The sequence below is a fragment of the Mesobacillus jeotgali genome, assembly GCF_014856545.2.
In the GTDB taxonomy this organism is placed as follows: Bacteria; Bacillota; Bacilli; order Bacillales; family Cytobacillaceae; genus Mesobacillus.
On sequence record NZ_CP109811.1, the window covers coordinates 641353 to 660832 of the forward strand.

General features: G+C 44.6%; 21 protein-coding genes. 9 read left to right on the forward strand and 12 right to left on the reverse strand.

All coding sequences use genetic code 11. The features are described from left to right. Positions 1 to 42: 42 nt before the first annotated feature. From FOF60_RS03265 to FOF60_RS03290, 6 genes are all read right to left on the reverse strand, one after another. Positions 43 to 243: a YvrJ family protein gene (locus FOF60_RS03265; RefSeq protein WP_192469784.1), complete on the reverse strand. Its 201-nt coding sequence runs from the start codon at positions 241 to 243 to the stop codon at positions 43 to 45. Between the two features lie 69 nt (positions 244 to 312). Further along, positions 313 to 531, reverse strand: coding sequence for a DUF2922 domain-containing protein (locus tag FOF60_RS03270; protein ID WP_192469783.1), 219 nt, complete (start codon positions 529 to 531; stop codon positions 313 to 315). 36 nt (positions 532 to 567) lie between these two features. Continuing rightward, entirely contained in the window at positions 568 to 783 is a 216-nt protein-coding gene (locus FOF60_RS03275; RefSeq protein ID WP_192469782.1) for a DUF1659 domain-containing protein, read from the reverse strand. Between the two features lie 534 nt (positions 784 to 1317). Then, complete coding sequence (locus tag FOF60_RS03280) at positions 1318 to 1686, reverse strand: PH domain-containing protein (protein WP_192469781.1); 369 nt, start codon at positions 1684 to 1686, stop codon at positions 1318 to 1320. A 74-nt stretch (positions 1687 to 1760) separates the two neighbouring features. After that, complete coding sequence (locus tag FOF60_RS03285) at positions 1761 to 2258, reverse strand: DUF2269 family protein (RefSeq protein WP_192469780.1); 498 nt, start codon at positions 2256 to 2258, stop codon at positions 1761 to 1763. A 152-nt stretch (positions 2259 to 2410) separates the two neighbouring features. Then, on the reverse strand, positions 2411 to 3640 hold the full coding sequence (locus tag FOF60_RS03290; RefSeq protein WP_192469779.1) for a DUF438 domain-containing protein: 1230 nt from the start codon (positions 3638 to 3640) through the stop codon (positions 2411 to 2413). A gap of 174 nt (positions 3641 to 3814) precedes the next feature. Here FOF60_RS03290 and FOF60_RS03295 point away from each other — a divergent pair, with 174 nt between their 5' ends. The 3 genes from FOF60_RS03295 (at position 3815) to FOF60_RS03305 (ending at position 6362) form a co-directional block, all read left to right on the forward strand. Continuing rightward, positions 3815 to 4912 (forward strand): mechanosensitive ion channel family protein, encoded by a 1098-nt coding sequence (locus FOF60_RS03295; protein WP_225649771.1) that lies wholly within the window; start codon positions 3815 to 3817, stop codon positions 4910 to 4912. A gap of 187 nt (positions 4913 to 5099) precedes the next feature. Continuing rightward, positions 5100 to 5570, forward strand: a complete 471-nt coding sequence (locus tag FOF60_RS03300; protein ID WP_192469778.1) for a peptide-methionine (S)-S-oxide reductase — start codon at positions 5100 to 5102, stop codon at positions 5568 to 5570. 660 nt (positions 5571 to 6230) lie between these two features. Next, the gene (locus FOF60_RS03305) at positions 6231 to 6362 is read left to right on the forward strand and encodes a hypothetical protein (RefSeq protein WP_264647636.1); all 132 of its coding nucleotides are present in this window, start codon (positions 6231 to 6233) and stop codon (positions 6360 to 6362) included. A 196-nt stretch (positions 6363 to 6558) separates the two neighbouring features. Here FOF60_RS03305 and FOF60_RS03310 read toward each other — a convergent pair whose 3' ends face one another. Both FOF60_RS03310 and FOF60_RS03315 read right to left on the reverse strand, forming a co-directional pair. Continuing rightward, on the reverse strand, positions 6559 to 8124 hold the full coding sequence (locus tag FOF60_RS03310) for a sodium/solute symporter (RefSeq protein WP_225649770.1): 1566 nt from the start codon (positions 8122 to 8124) through the stop codon (positions 6559 to 6561). Continuing rightward, the gene (locus FOF60_RS03315; protein ID WP_192469777.1) at positions 8124 to 8486 is read right to left on the reverse strand and encodes a hypothetical protein; all 363 of its coding nucleotides are present in this window, start codon (positions 8484 to 8486) and stop codon (positions 8124 to 8126) included. Before FOF60_RS03315 ends, FOF60_RS03310 begins: the two co-directional genes overlap by 1 nt. A 199-nt stretch (positions 8487 to 8685) precedes the next feature. Here FOF60_RS03315 and FOF60_RS03320 point away from each other — a divergent pair, with 199 nt between their 5' ends. After that, positions 8686 to 9921, forward strand: coding sequence for a helix-turn-helix domain-containing protein (locus FOF60_RS03320; protein ID WP_192469776.1), 1236 nt, complete (start codon positions 8686 to 8688; stop codon positions 9919 to 9921). A 96-nt stretch (positions 9922 to 10017) separates the two neighbouring features. Here the strand turns inward: FOF60_RS03320 and FOF60_RS03325 are convergent, their stop codons facing one another. After that, complete coding sequence (locus FOF60_RS03325; RefSeq protein ID WP_192469775.1) at positions 10018 to 11757, reverse strand: ABC transporter ATP-binding protein; 1740 nt, start codon at positions 11755 to 11757, stop codon at positions 10018 to 10020. A 444-nt stretch (positions 11758 to 12201) separates the two neighbouring features. Here FOF60_RS03325 and FOF60_RS03330 point away from each other — a divergent pair, with 444 nt between their 5' ends. Next, positions 12202 to 12603 (forward strand): hypothetical protein, encoded by a 402-nt coding sequence (locus FOF60_RS03330; RefSeq protein ID WP_192469774.1) that lies wholly within the window; start codon positions 12202 to 12204, stop codon positions 12601 to 12603. Between the two features lie 37 nt (positions 12604 to 12640). Here the strand turns inward: FOF60_RS03330 and FOF60_RS03335 are convergent, their stop codons facing one another. Genes FOF60_RS03335 through FOF60_RS03345 form a run of 3 tightly spaced genes read right to left on the reverse strand, consistent with a single transcriptional unit; the run spans position 12641 to position 14037 of the window. After that, entirely contained in the window at positions 12641 to 13390 is a 750-nt protein-coding gene (locus FOF60_RS03335) for a hypothetical protein (protein ID WP_192469773.1), read from the reverse strand. Positions 13391 to 13405: 15 nt separating this feature from the next. Further along, positions 13406 to 13831 carry a hypothetical protein gene (locus tag FOF60_RS03340; protein ID WP_192469772.1) on the reverse strand — a complete coding sequence of 142 codons (426 nt, stop codon included), beginning with the start codon at positions 13829 to 13831 and terminating at the stop codon, positions 13406 to 13408. 2 nt (positions 13832 to 13833) lie between these two features. After that, a complete protein-coding gene (locus FOF60_RS03345) occupies positions 13834 to 14037 on the reverse strand; it encodes a helix-turn-helix transcriptional regulator (protein WP_192469771.1) in 204 nt (67 codons plus the stop codon). A 215-nt stretch (positions 14038 to 14252) separates the two neighbouring features. On the opposite strand from FOF60_RS03345, the gene FOF60_RS03350 reads away from it, so the two are divergent. The 4 genes from FOF60_RS03350 (at position 14253) to FOF60_RS03365 (ending at position 19399) form a co-directional block, all read left to right on the forward strand. Beyond that, positions 14253 to 15242 carry a LacI family DNA-binding transcriptional regulator gene (locus FOF60_RS03350; RefSeq protein WP_192469915.1) on the forward strand — a complete coding sequence of 330 codons (990 nt, stop codon included), beginning with the start codon at positions 14253 to 14255 and terminating at the stop codon, positions 15240 to 15242. A gap of 162 nt (positions 15243 to 15404) precedes the next feature. Then, positions 15405 to 16841 (forward strand): PTS transporter subunit EIIC, encoded by a 1437-nt coding sequence (locus FOF60_RS03355; RefSeq protein WP_192469770.1) that lies wholly within the window; start codon positions 15405 to 15407, stop codon positions 16839 to 16841. Positions 16842 to 16910: 69 nt separating this feature from the next. After that, positions 16911 to 18401, forward strand: coding sequence for a glycoside hydrolase family 32 protein (locus FOF60_RS03360; RefSeq protein ID WP_192469769.1), 1491 nt, complete (start codon positions 16911 to 16913; stop codon positions 18399 to 18401). Positions 18402 to 18412: 11 nt separating this feature from the next. Then, complete coding sequence (locus FOF60_RS03365) at positions 18413 to 19399, forward strand: carbohydrate kinase family protein (RefSeq protein ID WP_192469768.1); 987 nt, start codon at positions 18413 to 18415, stop codon at positions 19397 to 19399. Positions 19400 to 19480 lie beyond the last annotated feature (81 nt).

A 19480-nucleotide genomic window follows, 5' to 3' on the forward strand; every position in this document is an offset into this window, starting at 1 on the left:
CGAAAAACCATCCCTCTTTTAAAAAGAGAGATGGCCCTGAAGTTAATTAATCTCACGAATTTGCTGCTGGGTGGTCATGGCGGAATAAACGGGTTCGGTTTCATGCTTTTCCTGCAATCTAGCAGGGAGGCCCTGAATCGATTGGACGACTGTATCCAGCTTTGCTTCAATTCGGTGAAGCAAGTACAATGTCACGACAATCGGGAATCCTACATCGCTGATGAACGGAATCAGCTGCTCCATGTGCGTTTCCTCCTTCCTGGGATTTTTAAAACAAGAGCCGGTCTCTAGTAAAAGACCGGCCCGCTTTCATTAAATTAGTTCATAGTCGGTTATGTTGCGTTCTACGACACGTGCGCTGTGAACGGAAACAAGGGTTCCATTCACTGGCAGGAATGCGTTGGAAGCAATGATTTGCTCCATTGCCAGCTTGACTGCTGCTGGATCAACCGGCTCCGTCGGATTATCAACTGTCAGCTTGGCGTACTTGCCAAGAGCCGTAGCGAATTGCAACTCAAGTGTTTTTGCCATGTTTTTCACCTCCTATTGATTTAGTAGATTGCCAAATTAGATGATTTCGAAGCTGTCGTTACGCTCCACAGAGCTTAACAAGTTTGCGCTAAGGCCACCAAGTGCGGCTGCCGCCTGCTGAACCTGGTCAACAGTAGCTTCCTTTCTCACAAAGCGGTAAGTCTTAGGCTTGAAAATCGACTCGCCCTTCTCATCAACACCAGCCTCAAACATCAGCCTGATATTCGAATCCTTCAAAATCGCCATTGCCATTTGCCTCACCTCCTTTCACCTTCTATATAAAGATGGGGAAGGGAAAAGGACAGGGTGGGAGAAGATTATTTTTGTGTAGAGAGCTGAGCTTCAGTCTGCTAGATTGATTATCCAGGAGAGGAATCCTCTGTTGATAGAGTTCTATCGGACAAACGCAGGGAAAAGAAGAGGAAAGTGTCCGATAGAAGGGCTCTATCGGCCAAACGCAGAGGAAAAGAAGAGGAAAGTGTCCGATAGAAAGGCTCTATCGGACAAACGCAGAGGAAAAGAAGAGGAAAGTGTCCGATAGAAAGGCTCTATCGGACAAACGTGGAGGAAAAGAAGAGAAAAGTGTCCGATAGAAAGGCTCTATCGGACAAACGTGGAGGAAAAGGAGAGAAAAGTGTCCGATAGAAAGGCCTATCCGACAAACTCAGAGGCCAAGAAGAGGGAAGGTGTCTGATTAAAGACACTCATCCCAAGGAATGTTTGTTTTTAAGCCAAAAAAGAAAAGCATTACCGCCCACTAATCTGGCAAGGAATGCTTTTCTCATTTTACAAAAGCGCTTCAGCAATCAGCTTATCAAACTTGCGAACATCTACACCTTTTTTTAGATTGACTTTGATGTGGCCGGCTCTGGTCCATAGTTCCACTTCTGCATTGACATCAAACAGGCTGCCGGCATTTTCGGTGGACCACATGTTGATGGAGGAGTAAGGCAGGGAATAGATTTCTACCTTTTTGCCGGTCAGGCCCTGTGCGTCCCTGACAATCAAACGTTTGTTGGTGAAGATTGCACTGTCGCGAATGGTTTTATAGGCGGCGATCGCCTTTTCGCCTTCTACTAAAATTTCATTCACATCATTTGGAATCGGGCATTCAGAGATAAACGTCCAAGCTAATATTGCTTGTGTTGCAACCATCTTTTTAACCTCCCAATATATTACTTCTCATCTAGTATTCTGTATATAATTGGGAATCCCTGCTGCGATGATGCTCAAACCTTCTTCTTTTTCCATGGTCTTAAAAATGAAATGATGAAGATGAAGATGGTAACGGAAATTTGAAAGTATACAGCGTATTGCCTGATTAGATGATTTTGAATGAATTCGGGGTTACTTAAAGCTGACTCTTTTTGCATCTCCAATAGTTCCATGTTTTCCATCATCAGTTCGTCCACGATAAAAATGCCGACAAAGGTTTGGATGATATACAAAATGAATTTCACTCCAACCCAACGATGCTTGAAAAATCCCCAATTCGTGAAGAATCCATATGTGAACCCGACAAGCAGCGTTCCGATTGCACCCCACCTGACAATCTGGTCACTGATGGTGACGATGTTTTTATAGCCGAGATAAGCTTCGTCATAACGAGTGAAATCAATATGGAGATTTAGCGCCACAGAACTCAATATCCCGCCAAAGAATAATACTACTAAAAATACATGAATCATTTTCAACCATCTTAAACCCTTAGGTCCTATCTTTCTCAAGTTGATTCCTCCAATCTATTAATACTTTCTCATTATAGTGGCTGGAAAATAGATTCATAATGTGCCACAGCCGTAATGCCTGCTACGGCTGTGGTCGTATTTTGGGCATAAAAAAAGGCAACAGCTGTAAGCAGCTGTTACCTGGAATCAGATCAGGACAAAATCCGTTTTTCTCCTTCAAGTGCTTGAATCGGATTAATGTTCTGCGTGAATTCTAGCGTGCCGATATATTGATTGTTCTCATCGCGGACAGCAAAGTAGCGGATGTACACGAATTTGTCGCGAACTTTGATCCAGAAATCCTCGGTATCTTTTTTGCCTGATTTAAAGTCCCTCAGCAAGTCCTCGACGACATGAACGCTTCTTGGCGGGTGGCAATTCTGGACGGTGCGGCCGATAACGGCTTTCGTGCGAGCGAAAATCCTTTCTTTTCCGTGTGAGAAGTAGCGGACAACATCGTCCTGGTCAATAAAGGTGATGTCGACTGGCAAGTGATTTAACAGCAGTTCGAGCTGCTTCAATGACAGGATGCCTGTCTCCATTTTGATATAGCCTTCAGAGATCGCATCTGCGTCAAGGTGTTTGCGGGCAGGCTTCCATTCTTCAGTTGGTGATGTCAGGCAATAGCCGATCTCGTCACTTTCATGGGCAATTTTTACCCATTCATCCTCGGTAAAGTTTTGCAAGGCCATCGGGAAGAGGATGTTTTCTTCCCTGTAAATCATTTCGCTTACTTCCCGAAGGACAAACTGGACCTCTTCAATGACGCCATTTTTATCGCCATCATAGTTGGCCAGCTTTTTCTTTGCCAGCTTAATTCCGTCACGGATGAAATCGTCGATCCGCCACATATTTGTTGTCGGGCCATATATCCCGTACTTTTCCAGGTAAGGGAAGATCAAGTTTTCCTTACGGCTGTAGTGCTTGTCAATGTCATAAAGCAGGTTGCAATCCTCCAGCAGCAGATTGATATTTTCAGCGCTGTCTTCCATAGCAAATTGCTCAAGATGAACGCGAAGCCGGTTTTGTAAAAGCTGTTCAATCTCACGGTTTTCCATTTCGAATGTATGGACCGGGTGTCCCGGCTGGTGTTCTGGACCGTACACGGACTCACTCTCTTCGATTGCTCCTTTAAAAAGGTCAGAGTGGGCAGCATAAATTCGCTGCATTTCCGTAACAGATATATCGCCTTCAATCAGCTCGACATGCTGTAGGCCGGCAATCTCTTCAATGGTTATTTTTCCGATAAAAGCATCAAAGTGAGCCTTGACCTCATTCACATTCTTCCCATCATGCAGATCTTTGAAAAGCTGCTTTAACGTTGCCTTTCGCCTTGCTGGATCCATTGCTTTCAGTTCACGATTATTTATCATTTCACTCATGATTATCTTTCCTCCTAGAGTGTGTATTGTTGTAACTGATAATGTTTCTCATGCTAAAAATAACACTTATCCAAACGCAAAGTAGTGATACAAATCATTCCTGGCGACTTTTTTAAAGAAATTAATGATGAAATTTTTATGTTATTATGGAACGAGTGAAAAATAGAGAGGGGAATGACGAAAAAAATGTGGGAAAACTTTTTGTCTTATGAAGTGCTAAAAAGTCTGGGGATTTCCATAGGAATCTTCTTCTTATTCCTATTGTTCAGGAAGCTTTTCACAAAGTATGTGTTCAAGCTGATGTTAAAGCTGGGCCAGAAAACACCGACTGAACTTTTCTCCAATATAACCGTCGCATTTGAGCAGCCGATCCGATGGTTGTTTATCATTATAGGAATCTATGTTGCGGCAGATTATTTTCCGTATATGGAGCAATCGAATCCGTTATTTTTAAAGATTATCAGAGCCTCGATCATCATGCTGATTGCATGGGGCCTCTATAATCTGTCTTCTGGTTCATCGCTGCTTTTCATGAAGATTAATGATCGTTTTAATATGGAAATTGACCAGATCCTGATTCCATTTTTCTCGAAGGCGATCCGGTTTGTCATCGTCGCGATCAGTATCAGTATCATCGCGCAGGTTTTTGAGTATGATGTGAACGGATTTATTGCCGGCCTCGGACTGGGCGGCCTGGCGTTTGCGCTGGCGGCGAAGGACGCAATCGGGAATCTGTTCGGCGGCATCATCATTATTACGGAGAAACCTTTTACGATTGGTGATTGGATCAAGACGCCGAGTGTCGAGGGGACAGTTGAGGATATTTCCTTCAGAAGCACGAGGGTCCGCACTTTTGCGCAAGCCGTTGTCACAGTACCGAACGCGATTTTAGCAAATGAATCCATCACAAACTGGAGCAAGATGGGGAAAAGACAAATTACCTTCAAGCTTGGCGTAACCTATGACACGCCCAGGATGAAGCTGCAAAGAACGATCCACAGAATTGAAGAGATGCTGAGATTAAACGACGACATCCATCCGGATACGATTTTTGTGAAGTTCGACACCTATAACGACAGCAGCCTGGACATCTTCCTTTATTTCTTCACGAAAACTACTGTCTGGGCGGAATACCTGGCAGTAAAAGAAGAAATCAACTTTGCGATCATGGAAATCCTCGAGGAAGAAGGAGTTTCCGTCGCGTTCCCGAGCAGGACATTGTATGTGGAGACACAGGGAGAAACTGCAAATAGGGTTGCAGAGTCAATATAGTTAAAAGAGAAGCCGGGGGAAAACCCAGGCTTCTCTTTGTGTAGAGCATTTATCTTAGAAGGGATTAATGTTCTTTTTATTGAATACTACTAGTATGCCAAAGGTGCTTAAAACAGTAGTTTGAATGAGCACTATGCAGTTTTTTCTTTTAAAAATTTTGGGTGTGTAAACAAAGAGGAGAATCAATATGGAAATAGTATATTTTGCAGGTGGATGTTTATGGGGAGTACAAGCTTTTATAAAAACTTTACCTGGAGTTCAGTTTACAGAAGCAGGAAGAGCTAATGGAACAAGTCAAACACTTGATAGTGATTATGATGGCTACGCAGAATGTGTAAAAACAGGATTTGATCCAACGGTTGTAACGATGAAGGAGTTAATGGGCTATTTTTTTGAAATTATAGATCCCTACAGTTTGAATAAACAAGGACAGGATGTTGGCAAGAAATACAGAACAGGAGTATATAGTGAAAAGCCTGAACACTTAATAGAAGCGAAGGCGTTTCTTAGCGAGAGAAATGATTATGACCTTATAGTTGTTGAAGTATTACCTCTTACAAACTATGTGAGAAGTGCAGAAGAACATCAAGATCGGTTAGCTAAATATCCAAATGATTATTGTCATATTCCAGAAGAAATATTAAGTAAATATAAATAAGGATGAATATTAAAAGACGGTGTATGGACTCAATGCATTACCATCTAATAAGCAGATGATGCTGCTTTCTTATTGTGAAAAAGATGCAGGTTAGTTCAATAAGGATACTTAACAGACGATATTAGAGGTACAAATAACACTAAATTAGAGGATTACAAATGAGGAAAAGATTAAGTAAGAAAATATGCAAAAAGCAAATCTTTCAACTTGCTGCTATTGGGCAAGTTGAAAGGGTTCGGGAGTCGTTAGATTTAGTTTTTATTGGCGGAATAATATCATTATGGTCATTCTTTGTATTAGCAATGTCACATGGGTGATGGGAGGTTAAATAATGTCACTTAAGGTGTCAACCTATATTTCTCTTATTCTAACGTTTTTATCTGCAACAGCACTTATCATTTACGGTTTTAATATAACCCAATATGTACATGATACGTTTGGGGTCACGTCCGAGGTAAGTATTCACTTTGGGGTAATTGGCGTAGCAAGTCTACTTTACCTATTTTTCTTGGGTCTAACAATCATACAGCAAGACCGTAAAGTAATTAATAAATGGATAGCATTCATATGTATAGCCTTGTTTATTTTCATAGGTGGGATTTTCGTACTGTCCAACCTGATAGGGATAATAATGTATTATGGACAAAGGGGGTTGGGTGAGTGCATCAGTTCTCAGTAACTAGCGGTAAAGAGCAATTTAAGGTAGAGGGCAGAGGATTCCTTTCTGTTGGTGATTCGGTAGTCATTCACAAAAAGCAAGGGATTCAGCATGGGACTGTAACCTCTTTATAATATTCTTGTTGCACTACTGGGGAGGATAAATTGTGAGGGGTTGTACTTAACTAACGGGTTGCTTATGTAAAATAAGAATTATATATATTAGATGTGAAAACATCATAAAACAGAAAAAAGGCGTGCCAAAACTGATATCAGTTTTGCACGCCTTTTCATTGTCATTTATATAGAATAGATACCTAAATCAGAACGTTTACGCTGCTTCCGACTCTTTGGAGTGAACTTGTTTCATAAATTCGTTCACATCGGATGGTACTTTCCGATCAAGCTTTGAGACAATGTAGACGGACAGGAATCCAATTGGCACAGTGATGATTCCCGGTACGTTGAACTGCATGAATTCTGGCAGTGTCGTCTTGAAGAAAATCATGTACATGGAAGAGACGAGACCAAGAACAAGGCCAGCGATGGCTCCTTTTTCCGTCATTCCTCTCCACCAGATCCCAAGGATAAAGATTGGTGTGAACGTACTGGCCGCGACGGTGAAGGCGAGGGCGACCAGGTGGCCGATGGAAGCTTCTTTTACCATTAGACCAAGGATTCCGTATAAAACTCCGAGCACGATGATGGAGGCTTTACCAGCGATTACGCGCTCTTTTTCAGTAATGTTTTTACGGAAGAAGGTAGCGTACAAATCATGGGCCAGGGCACCGGAGCTTGCGATGAACAGCCCGGAAAGGTTCGAGAAGACGGCTGCGAAGGCGCCTGCAATGACAAGACCTAGCAGCCATTCTCCGCCAAGGGCCTGTGCTGTTGACGGAACAACCATGTTGTTGCCGCCTGCGATCAGATCTTTCATGACAGCCGGATCAGCGTTGCCATTCAGGAAGATTGAGCGTCCGACTACACCAAGGTAAACAGCGAACAAGAAGAACGCACTCGCGATTCCAATCGCCATCAGGGCGGACCTGCGCGCTGCTTTCGCGCTTGGGTTTGTGTAGAAGCGCAAAAGAATGTGCGGAAGCCCGATGGTACCAAGTGAAAGTCCGATTGTCATAGAAATCGTCTGCCAGAAGGATGGGAAGTAGTTGCCTGTTCCTGTCCAGACAGAACCGTCGAAAGGAATATCCTTTCCGTCAGACGTGAAGCTTGCTGTACCTGTGATCGTACCTTTGAACTCATTGATTGATGCCAGGATATCCTGATAATGAAGTCCGCCCCAGATGGCTGCGCCGACCATAAGGAGGAACGCGCCAAGGCGAATCCATAACTCAAGCGCCTGGTTAAGGGTAGTTCCCTTCATGCCGCCGATTCCCACATAGAAAATCATGACGGAGCAGGTAAAAATGATTCCGAATTCATAGCTTGTGCCAAAAAACATGCTAAGGATTTGCGCGGCACCAAGCAGCTGAGGGGCTGCATAAAAGCCTGAAATAGCAAGTACGACAGCGACGGCTGCCAGGCGGGCGCGCCGGCTGTGGAAGCGGTAGGCCAAAAAGTCAGCAACTGTATAAGCCCCAAAACGGCGAAGTGGCCCAGCAACGAAAATCGCCAATAGTGTCAAACCGATTGAGAAGCAAAATGCATAGTAAGCTCCGTCATAGCCAAGCTGATAGGTCAGGCCGGCAATCCCGAGGAAGGTGGCTGCGCTTAAATAATCGCCGCCAATCGCCGAGCCGTTGGTGAACCAGCCAAAGCTGCGGCCTCCTACGAAATAGTCGGAAGCAGTCGCGCTTCTTTTAGTCAGATAAGTGATATAAACAATGGTTCCCATCAGGATCAACGTTAACAGGAATTTTGGCTCCAGGAATGTGGACATCAGCCAATCCTCCTTCCATCAGCAGGAGCTGTGGATTGCTCTGATTGACTTTGCTTCAGGCGCTTTTCATATAAAGTCGTATGGATGAGGGCAATGACGAACGCCATCGCCATTGCGACGATGCTTGTGAAGAACCAGCTGTAAGTCATGCCGCCCCACATCCGGGAGAACATGAACTCTCCTGCATACCAATTCAAAATAGGAATGGAAAGAATGAATACATAATAAAAGAGCGTAAGTTTAATGCCGGTACTGAATTCACTTTTCATGATTTGCTTTGTTTCTGGATCAAGCGGCTCAAGCTCGCTGACGTCAATTGTATCAGCCGCTACATAATTATACTCCCGGTACTCTCCTGCCAATTATGATTCCCCCTAAGTAAAATTTTGGCTTCTCCCGTTATCAAGATTTCCCTCCTTTAGGCAAGCCGTGATATGATTAAATTGATTGTACGATAGAGAATTGTCCAATACCTTACAATAAATTATCAGAAATATACAAATATTTAATATAATTTAAATTTTTATTCACTCATGTGAATATTTCGAGGGGGTGGTATGGTTGCATTCAATTTGGCTTGCAGTGGAAGATGAAGGGGAGTATGGGAAGCTGGCTGCGTGGATTCTGGAAGAATGCCAGGAGAATTGTAAGCTTGTAGACGAAGAGAATGATATACATATCGCAATCATTGAAGTGAACAAATGGCATGATTGGGTAAAAATACACCGGTTCCGCAAACGGAATAAGAGCTGCCGGATCATTCCGCTGCTGGACCCGTCACTTTTGCACACTTCTCCGCTGGCAATCGAGTTCAAGCTGACATACCTGCTGGTGAAATCGGTGAAAAAACGGATTTTCTTACGTACCTTAAAGCGAGCCGTCGACGAAATTGAAAGTGAGAATACCAGATTCGCAGAAAGCGAGGAAGTATTCCATCACTTCCAATCAGACCAGACTGTCGGGAGTAATGCCTTGCCTTTTAAGGAGGCTTTTTTACGGAAGTTGCTGTCAGGGAATGTGAAGACAGAGGAAGAGTTACTGCAATCCCGTTTCTTCTTGCCGGGGGAAGCCGTTCCGAATGTAGTCTGTTTTATTCAGGGATTCGTCCGCTGTCCGGCTAAACGGATGCAAGAAGGCTGGCAGGCGCCGGTGGTCATCCAGGAATTTTTAAAACAGCAATTTGAGGGTTTTCAGCTCACCTTCCTGTCCTACAGGAAACATTTGCTGATGCTGCTCCAGGTGCCGTCCGAGTTTGGGTCACTGAAGCACTGGAAAGACGGGGAAGGGCGTATCCTTGAGACGATCGAGTCTTTGGAAAATGAATACGGCATACAGCTTTATATAGGTGTTGGCTCCATTTATCGCGAGCCGCTGCTGCTGCATCATTCGTATAAAGAGGCGTGTAAAGCAAGACGGACGTCACCATACGAAAGACTGCAGCTCCGCTATTTCGAGGAAATAACGAAGGACATGCAAATTCAAAAGTGTACCGAGTACATATCCCAGTACTGTACGGAGGACTTATCCATCAAGCAGGTTGCCGACCAGATCAATCTGAGTGTGCCATACTTCAGCCGCATCTTTAAACAGGAAACTGGACGCAGCTTCGTCGAATATGTCACCTTCGTCCGCATGCAGCGAGGTGTCTGGATGCTGCGCCACACAGACCACACGGTGGAAGCCATCGCCGAAGAACTGGGGTATAACACCCCCAACTACTTCAGTGGGACATTTAAGAAATACGTTGGTCTGTCACCAAGGGACTACAGAGCAACTGAGGAGATTATTTTTGTTTAGGGAGAGTCAGGACAATAAGTGAAATTAGAAAAGGAGGTCCAGCGATGACTGCGGACCTCCTTTTTGTTGCTTCATTGCAAACTCTCTCTGTAAAAGCTATGCCAGCTGCTGCTCAGCAAACTCCCTATACAAATCATGCATTTGAATTAATTCCTGGTGAGTACCGATCCCTGTGACTCTTCCTTTTTCGATAAAAACAATTTTATCGGCATTGACGATGGTGGATAGCCTGTGAGCGATGACGAATGTCGTACGGCCTTCCATCAGACGGGTCAATGCCTGCTGGACGATGCCCTCTGACTGGCTGTCGAGGCTAGCGGTTGCTTCGTCCATCATCAGGATTTTCGGATCGCGGAGGAAGGCGCGGGCGATTGCGATTCGCTGCCTTTGCCCGCCAGAAAGCTTGACGCCGCGTTCGCCAACTTCGGTATCAAGCCCTTTTGGAAAGTCAGCGATGAATTGGTCAGCATAGGCCATTTTTGCGACTTCCCACAGTCGTTCATCCGGAATCTTGTCTCCGTTTTCCAGCCCATAATACAGGTTTTCGCGAATGGTGCCGGCCATCATCGCGCTTTCCTGAGACACATAGCCGATCTGATTGCGCCATGAGTTAAGCGATAATTCCCGAATCGGCGTGTCACCAATTCGAATTTCTCCTTTTGTCGGTTCGTAAAAGCGTTCAATCAGGCCGAACATGGTTGTTTTGCCGCCGCCGCTTGGTCCGACGAAAGCAACCATCTGTCCAGGCTGCGCGTCCAGTGAAACTCCCTCAATAACCGGCTCCTCCTCACTGTAGGCAAAGCTGACATTATCAATGGTGATTGGCAGGTTGCTGATGTCTGTTTCGATGCCTTCCTGACCTTCTTCAAGGTGCTGGTCGAGAATTTCGATGATCCGTTCTGTCGCGCCCTTCGCTTTTTGCAGCTGGGTAAAGAACATTGCGAAAGAAGTAATCGGCATGATGATCTGGAACAGATAAAGCAAGAAGGCGATGAGCGCACCTGTCGACATCGTTCCGTTGACGACGCGCATGCCTCCGTACGCAATGATGATGACAATAACGACCATGATCATCAGCTGCATGACTGGACCGATCAACGCGAAAATTCGCGCTTCCTTCAACCCAAAGTTGAAAAGCTTATCTATTCCACCATAGCCATTGTCTTCTTCAATTTTTTCAGCGGTAGAAGCTTTCATTAAGCGGATTTCGCCGAGAGTCTGGGTGATATGTCCGGTGAAAATGGCTGTCTCGTCCTGCAGTCCACGTGCGACTTTGGCCATTTTCCTGCCAAGAGGCATCATAATGGCCAGTGTGAGCGGCACGGAAATGAGCATCAGCAAGGTCATTTTCCAGTCCATCACAAGCAAAATCACGACAGCACCAATGATGGAGATGATCCCCGTTGCGAAGTTTGGAAAATGGTTCGTGATCAATTCTTTGACGATGCTCGTGTCATTGACGATCCGGCTGACCGTTTCGCCGCTGGACTGCTTGTCAAAATAGCGGACGGGCATGCGGATCAGCTTAGTCCACATCATTTCGCGCAGCCTCGCGACGACCTTTTGGCCGACGTAACTGAGCAGGTAGATGGAAATCCCGCTGATCAATGCTTGAATGATGAAGGCGGCCCCGATTGCAATGACGAGCGGAACGCTGATCGCCTCAACAGAAAAGCCATCGACCAAATTTTTCGTGAGCAGCGGGACCACCAGGCCTGCCAGGGTGGTGATGAGACTGGCAGCCAATCCGGTGAAAAGAGCCGCCTTCGGAAGATTCGTCGATAAAATCAAATTAACGAATGGCTTTAAGCTTGTATGCTGTTTATGTTTATCCATTTTGTAAAAGCTCCCTGTCTAGGATTAATACCATTGAGTGTACTCCATGCAAAGGCAATTGTTAAGCTTGCAGAATTTAATACGTATTTGGTTAGGGAAATGTTTCAGTTTGTTTTCGGCAAGATACTGGCGCTTTGTTTATCAAGGCTTCCATGTAGATCGTACTCATTATAAAATGAGGGTTGAAAAACTGGAAAAAATCGATCATAATTTCCAATTCGCTATATAAATCAGAAACTCGCTATAAAAATGAGATTTTCGCTATATTAATTAGAAAGTCGCTATAAAAATAAAAAAATCGCTATAAAAATAAAAAAGTCGCTATAAAAAACTTATCAGGTGAGATCTTCCTACTGTAAATAGAAATTCTCAGCAGATTAGTAGTAAATTTCATAATTATTGACTCTATCCTGATGAATTTTTAATAAAAAAGGGGTGAATGCAATGACCTGCCATTACTTTATCGCAACAATGAGGCCGATTGAGGAATTCCATGTTAAGGGACAGGATTATCCATTCATAAGTGGTGAGGCTTATAAAAAGGAACTGCCGCTTTCGCTTCCATATATCTATGAATACGGAGGAGATGATTCCGAATTCATCTCGTTTTTGGATGATTTCATGGAATGTGGAGATGTTGTTGAGTTTTATATTTATGAAGAAGGGAAGCGGGGCAGGTCTTTGTCTGTCAATCTTCCTGAAGAAGCTCGGACGATCAATTTATTGAAAAAGACCTATAAAAACGAATATGGTGAGTACCAGCTGGACGAGAAGGAATGGAAGGAAGAGTTGGCCAGAAAGACGATTGCCTCGAAGCGGAGTATTACCACTTTCGTAAAATATTGAATTGACAAGCCACTTGAGAGAGTTCAAGTGGCCATCGTTATACCGTTACCAATCGATCATCATTGATACGGTCCAGTTTTTCTTTTATCAAATCAGCGAATTCGTCAGGCTGGTCAATGTAGAATAGCACCTTTTGAACTTCTTTTTCCTGGCCGAAATAGCCGCGAGCAATCATTGTTTCCTTGAAGATGATTTCATACTTTGCTTCATCGCTCATTCCGAAAATCCTGGTGAGTGCCCGCGGGAAAGCGCTGGCATGAAATACACCTTTTTCATGGATGATCCCGCCGCTGTTGTTGTATTTCAATTTGGCTGGCTGGATTTTTTCAATATCGCTCAAGGAAAAATTCAATTCTCTTCTAACGCCGATTTTGATGCTAATCTGATCCTTCTTCACGAAGATCGGCGCATTCCTCAATAGATTATAATCTCCCATTATGTAAAAGACGCTGTAAATATGAAGCAATAGCATACCCAGAGCGATTTCCGGCGCTTCTTTTTTTAAATAAATATGGAAAACGATCATCTCGATGACCTGTTCATGGACGAGGGCGAGATAGAGCCAGAAGTAGTTCGACTTTTTATGATAGTAAAAAGTATCTCGGGCAGGAGTCGGGATTTTCCATTTAAAAAAAGCGTAAAAAAGTATTTTCATTTCTTTTTTGTAAATCAGCAGCAACGGATTCTCATTGATTTTTCCTTTGCGGTATAAAAGAAACAAATGCACCAGAAAGCCTTCCAGAAGCACTACAAGAATGATGCCCGTCACAATCAGGCGCGTCTCCATAAAAATTCCTCCCGTTTAGGAATATCGTTTCATTTGGAACCAATAGATCAGGTACTGAGCAACTCCCATCACGATGAACAGGATGATCGGCAAATATGGAATATGGTTGAAATAATCGGTTAGTGCAATCGCGACTGGAATGGATAAAGCAAAAAAGATGTAAACCTTTCTCGTCGCCTTAAAAGTCAGCCACTGCATTCCTTCGTCCTCTTCACGCATTTCCATCGGGATGATGCGCGGCTTTATCGGATCTTCTGGGTTGCGTTTATTATAGAGCGGGATAATCGCGATCATGATGAGAATGGGAATTCCCAGCACCATCGGATCAATAGTAAGCCAGGCCGGGACATGCTCGCTATAATAATTGCCAATCATGATGATACCGAGCCCTAATATCAGGACGATGTTGAATAACGGTGATTGAAAGGTTCTTTTTAACACGGTCAATTCTCTCCTTCTAAGCGAAATACTTCTTCCACTGGTACCTGGAAAGCAGCAGCGATCTTCAATGCAAGGGTGACGGATGGGGCGTAGTCGCCTTTTTCAATTAGTCCGATGGTCTGCCTCGTCACGCCGATTTTGTCCGCCAAGTCTTGCTGTGAAAAACGAAATCTCGCTCGGTATTCACGAACAGAGTTTTTCAGCATTTTACAAGTTTGCTCCTTTGGAAATATTTGTTTTTATAGTTAAAATGTAATATATCCTTTGCATTTTGTAAATGATTATTTGCATTTAATCTCAACAGCATAACTTGAAAGAGCTGTGGGCAAGTGTATGACTGTATCAGGATCTTCCTTTTAACAATCGCGTCGATGCTATATAATGAGGTCAACAAGATTTGCGAGGGAATCAGGTGAACGGGATGAACACGACGATTAACGATATTGCCAGGCTGGCTGGCGTGGCGAAGAGTACGGTATCGAGGTATTTGAACGGTGGGAATGTCAGCGAAAAGACGAAGGCCAGGATTCGCAAGGTGATTGAGGAAACCAATTATGAACCGAATTCTTTTGCCCAGAGCTTGAAGGCGAAAAAGACAAATTTCATAGGGGTGATTGCTCCAACCCTTGATTCATATGTCACGTCAACTGTACTGATGGCAATTGATGAGGAGCTGCGGAAGCAGGATTATACAACGTTGATCATCAGCACGAGCAAGCATATTGACAGGGAAATCGAAAGCCTTGTCAGCTTATCGCGCCAGAAGGTGGACGGGATCATTCTGATTGCGACGGGGATGACTGAACAGCATATTGAAACCATTAGGTCGATCCAGATTCCTGTTTTGATTGTCGCCCAGGAAGTGGATCAGTTTAACTGCATTATCAATGATGATTATCATGCCGGATTTGAAATGGGCCAGTATATTGCCGGAAAAGGGCATCAGGCTGTTGCTTATCTTGGGGTGACGGAGAGTGATATTGCGGTTGGCCAGAAGCGAAAGCAGGGAATTCTTGATGGATTGGCAGAGGGCGGAGTACAAGAGGTGAAGGTGTATCGCTCAGAGTTTGATTTCCAGGATGCCTCCAGGGTTACGGAGGAAATGCTTGGCCTTTTTCAGCCGACAGCTATTATTGGTGCGACAGACACAATCGCATTTGGTGCGCTGAAAACCTTATCAAGACTCGGTAAAAAAGTTCCAGAGGATATTTCGTTATCTGGATTTGGCGGCTACAATATTTCTGAAGTCATCCACCCGGCACTGACAACCATCCGCTACAATAATACGGAGACCGGGAAACTGGCAGCAAATACCATCATTAAAATGACAAATGGGGAAGAAGTACCTCAATTGCAGGTTTCGGGCTATTCTTTTATCGAAGGGGAAAGTGTCAAAAACGTGAAAAGGTGATAACGTTTTCAAAAAAGGGTTGCGTAAAATGCAATCCTGTTTTATTATGGGTTTGTGGAACCGGTTCCCACCAAAGGAAGAAAGACTGGTGGGAAGACCGCACTTATTTTTTTACTCTTGATTGGAACCGGTTCCGAAGTGAAAAGGGGAGGAATTAGAATCATGGCTAATTCAAATTTAAAGTCCAAATACCTGCCTACCGTTCAAGAAATACTCCGATTAATAGGCGGAAAAGAAAACCTTCAGGGAGCGGCGCACTGTGCAACAAGACTGCGACTTGTTTTAAAAGATAATTCACTTGCTGATACAAAAGCGATCGGCAATCTTGATCATGTAAAAGGATCGTTCGTTGCCGGCGACCAGCTGCAAATCATCATCGGTGCCGGTACGGTCAATGATGTATACGCTGTCTTTACTGAAGAAGCGGGAATCAAGGAAATGTCCCTTGGCGATGTAAAAGAACAATCTGCACAAAAGCAGAATGCTTTCCAAAGAGGAATCAAAGCTTTATCTGACGTATTCGTCGAAATCATTCCTGGCCTTTTGGCTGCGGCACTTTTGATGGGTGTGACGGGTCTTTTGAGCCAGCAGGGAATCTTCGGTGAACAATCCGTTGTAGAAATGTATCCGGCAATCGCTGGCTTTAACCGATTCATCTCGATTATGTCTACGGGAATCTTTACGATTTTGCCATTGCTGGTTGTTTATTCGGCTACGAAACGCTTTGGCGGCAACCCGGTTTTAGGTCTGGTCCTCGGAGCGATCATGCTTCACCCGGATTTGGCAAATGCCTACCTGGTTGGTAATGGAACGGTTGAGCCGGAAGTCATTAGCATCTTCGGTCTGAAGGTTTCACTTGTTGCGTTCCAGGGCGGAATCATCATCGCCTTGATGATGGGTCTGGTCGTTGCGAAGCTTGACCAGTTTTTCAGCAGGAAAGTTCCTGACATCATCAAGCTCTTCCTTGCACCATTTTTAACAATCGTCATTGCCGGGTTCCTATTGTTCACAGCAGTCGGTCCACTAGGACGTTTGCTTGCGGATGCCATTACTTCAGGATTGATGTGGTCTGTTGATAACCTTGGCATCGTTGGTTTCATGCTGTTCGCAGGTATCCAGCAGGTCATCGTCATCACTGGTCTTCACCACGTAATCGGTGCGGTCGAAGCGCAGCTGATTGCTGACACAGGCTTTAACTTCATCATGCCGCTGATGTCTGTTGCCCTTATGGGTCAGGGCGGTGCTGTACTTGGATATACCCTGGCTTTATGGAAAAACGAAAAAGCAAGACAGATTGGTGTATCAGCGTTCGCTTCTACTCTATTTGGAATCTCTGAGCCAGCGCTGTTCGGAGTTAGCGTTAAATACAAATTCCCGTTGATCATGGGTATGATTGGTGGCGCTCTTGGCGGTGCATACGTCTATATCACAGGAATCAAGGCCATTGGTTTCGGTGCGACAGCACTTCCGGGCTTTGCGATTGTCGCTGCACAGGGTGGCGGACACGTCAATTATGTGATCGCCAACGTATTGGCGCTTGCAGTCGGCGCGATTCTTACCATTGCTTACTTGAAAGTTAAAAAGCCGAATTTAGACTAAAAAAATATTACCCTGATGAGAGGAAGCAATTCCTCTCATCGCTATTTCAGCGGGAGGGAAAACAACAACATGACAAAATACACAGAACCAAAATATAGAACGATTTTTGATGCAAAGGAAAATGAGCTGGAGCAGCTTAGGGAAAAGTCAGCCAACTCTCCCTGGAAGCCGGCGTTTCATATTCACCCGCAGTACGGGCTGATCAATGATCCGAATGGTCTTGCTTATTTTAATGGTGAGTTTCATGTGTTTTACCAGTGGTATCCGTTCGATGCGATGCACGGAATGAAGCATTGGGCACATGCGAAATCGAAGGACCTTGTGAATTGGGAGCGGCTTCCGGTCGCGCTTGTGCCGGTCGAGGATTATGAATCACATGGTGCCTATTCAGGAGCGTCGCTTGAAGTACATGGAAAGCTGTATATGTATTACACTGGCAATATCAAGTACGGTCCTGTTGAAAGGTCTGCGAACCAGAACCTGGCGATTATGGACAAGCAAGGCAATATCACGAAGTATGAGAACAACCCATTGATTGAAGGAGTCCCTGAAGGCTATACCGGGCATGTCCGCGATCCGAAGGTTTTTGCTCGGGATGGCCGCTATTACATGCTGCTTGGTGCCCAGCGCACGGATTTGACTGGCGCAATCATCGTGTATGAGTCTGACAATGCAATTGACTGGACTTTTAAAGGAGAATTGGATCTAAAGATTGAGTTTCCTGAAGATGTGTATATGCTCGAATGCCCGGACTTTTTCGAACTGAATGGCAAGGACGTCATAGTCGTTTCGCCACAGGGGTTGAAGCCGGAAGGGCATGACTATCATAATATCTATAACGTGATTTACGTGTTAGGTAAGCTGGATCTGGCAAGCATGACGTTTGAAGTGGATCATTATCAGGAACTGGAGAAGGGCTTCGATTTTTACGCGCCCCAGACCTTTGCAGGTAAAAACAATGAGCGTCTGCTGTTCGCCTGGGCTGGAATGGGTGAGATCGATTATCCTTCTGATGGTGAAAAATGGGCACATTGCCTGTCAATCCCACGTGAGCTGGATATTGTGAATGGGAAACTTGTACAGAAGCCTGCCCAGGAACTGAAGCAGTTAAGGAATAGCGCGAAGGCTGGAGAAGTCATTTTGGAGAAGGCTGGCAGTGTTGAAGTCGGGTCAGCAGGTCAATATGAATTGGAGCTTGAATTATCCGATATCGATGCTGACTCTTTTGGTGTGATACTGTTTGCTTCTGAAAATGAAGGACTCGTGCTGGAGTTTGACCGCAGCAGACAGACCGTCTATTTGAACCGGGAAAAATTTGAGGCTGCTTTTGGCGGTGAGTATGGTTTTGTAAGAAGTTCAGAATTGAAAATACATGACAAAGTGAAGGTTCAGGTATTTGCAGACCGCAGTATCGCCGAAGTTTTCATTAACGATGGTGAGGTTGTATTCACAGCGCGTGTTTTCCCTAAGGAAGAATCAAAGGGAATCAAGATTTTCGCAAATGGAAAACTGCGCTGTAAATATGAAAAGCATGAGCTTGCACAGGGAATTTCGTTTTAGGGGTGTGGAGAATGACGAAGCTTTATTCAATTGGTGAAGTATTGATCGATTTTATCCCCCAGCAAAAGGGTGCTGCGCTGAAGGATGTTGTGTCATTCGAACGGGCTCCGGGCGGCGCGCCAGCCAATGTTGCGGCTGCTGTCGCGAAGTATGGGCATGGTGCATCAATGATTACCAAGCTTGGTGAGGACGCATTTGGTGATTTCTTGATAGAGCAGCTGGAGAACGCCGGAGTAGAAACAGACAAAATTCTGCGCACAAAAGAGGCCAATACTGGTCTGGCGTTTGTTTCGCTGAAAGAAAACGGTGAACGCGATTTCTCTTTTTACCGAAAGCCGTCCGCGGATCTGCTGTTTGCTGAAGAAGAAATGAAAGCAGAATGGTTTGGCAAGGGAGATGTGCTCCATTTTTGCTCGGTGGACCTTGTTGAAAGTCCGATGAAGCAAGCGCATAAAAAGGCTATTCGAGCCATGAAAGAAGCAGGAGGGCTGGTCAGCTTTGACCCGAATGTACGCCTGCCACTTTGGGAAAAAGCAGAAGATTGCCGCGCTGCTATACTTGAATTTTTGCCCCTTGCGCATATCGTGAAAATTTCAGATGAGGAACTTGAATTCATCACAGGAATCAGCAATGCTGATGAAGCGATTCAATCTCTTTTTGCAGGAGATGTTCAAGCAGTTGTTTTTACAAAAGGAGCAGATGGCGCAGACCTCTACGTGAAGGGTGCGAATTGGAAATCACTTGGCTATAAGGTCGAAGTCCAGGATACAACAGGAGCGGGCGATGCCTTTATCGGCGGGTTCTTATTTAAACTCCTGGAGGCGGGTGTGACTCCTGATAATCTTGTGGAAGTGCTTGCTGAGAAACAGCTGGACATTCTCCAATTTGCCAATGCGAGCGGCGCACTGACCGCTGCCGGTAAAGGAGCAATTTCAGCACTCCCTGAAAAAAATAAGGTATACAATCTTATAACTAACCAATCAAAGGCCCTGGATTAAGGGCCTTTTCTTCTTGTATATCGTCATTGTAAAAATATACCTCTGTAACCATAGACAGGGAGTACCGATATGACATGTATA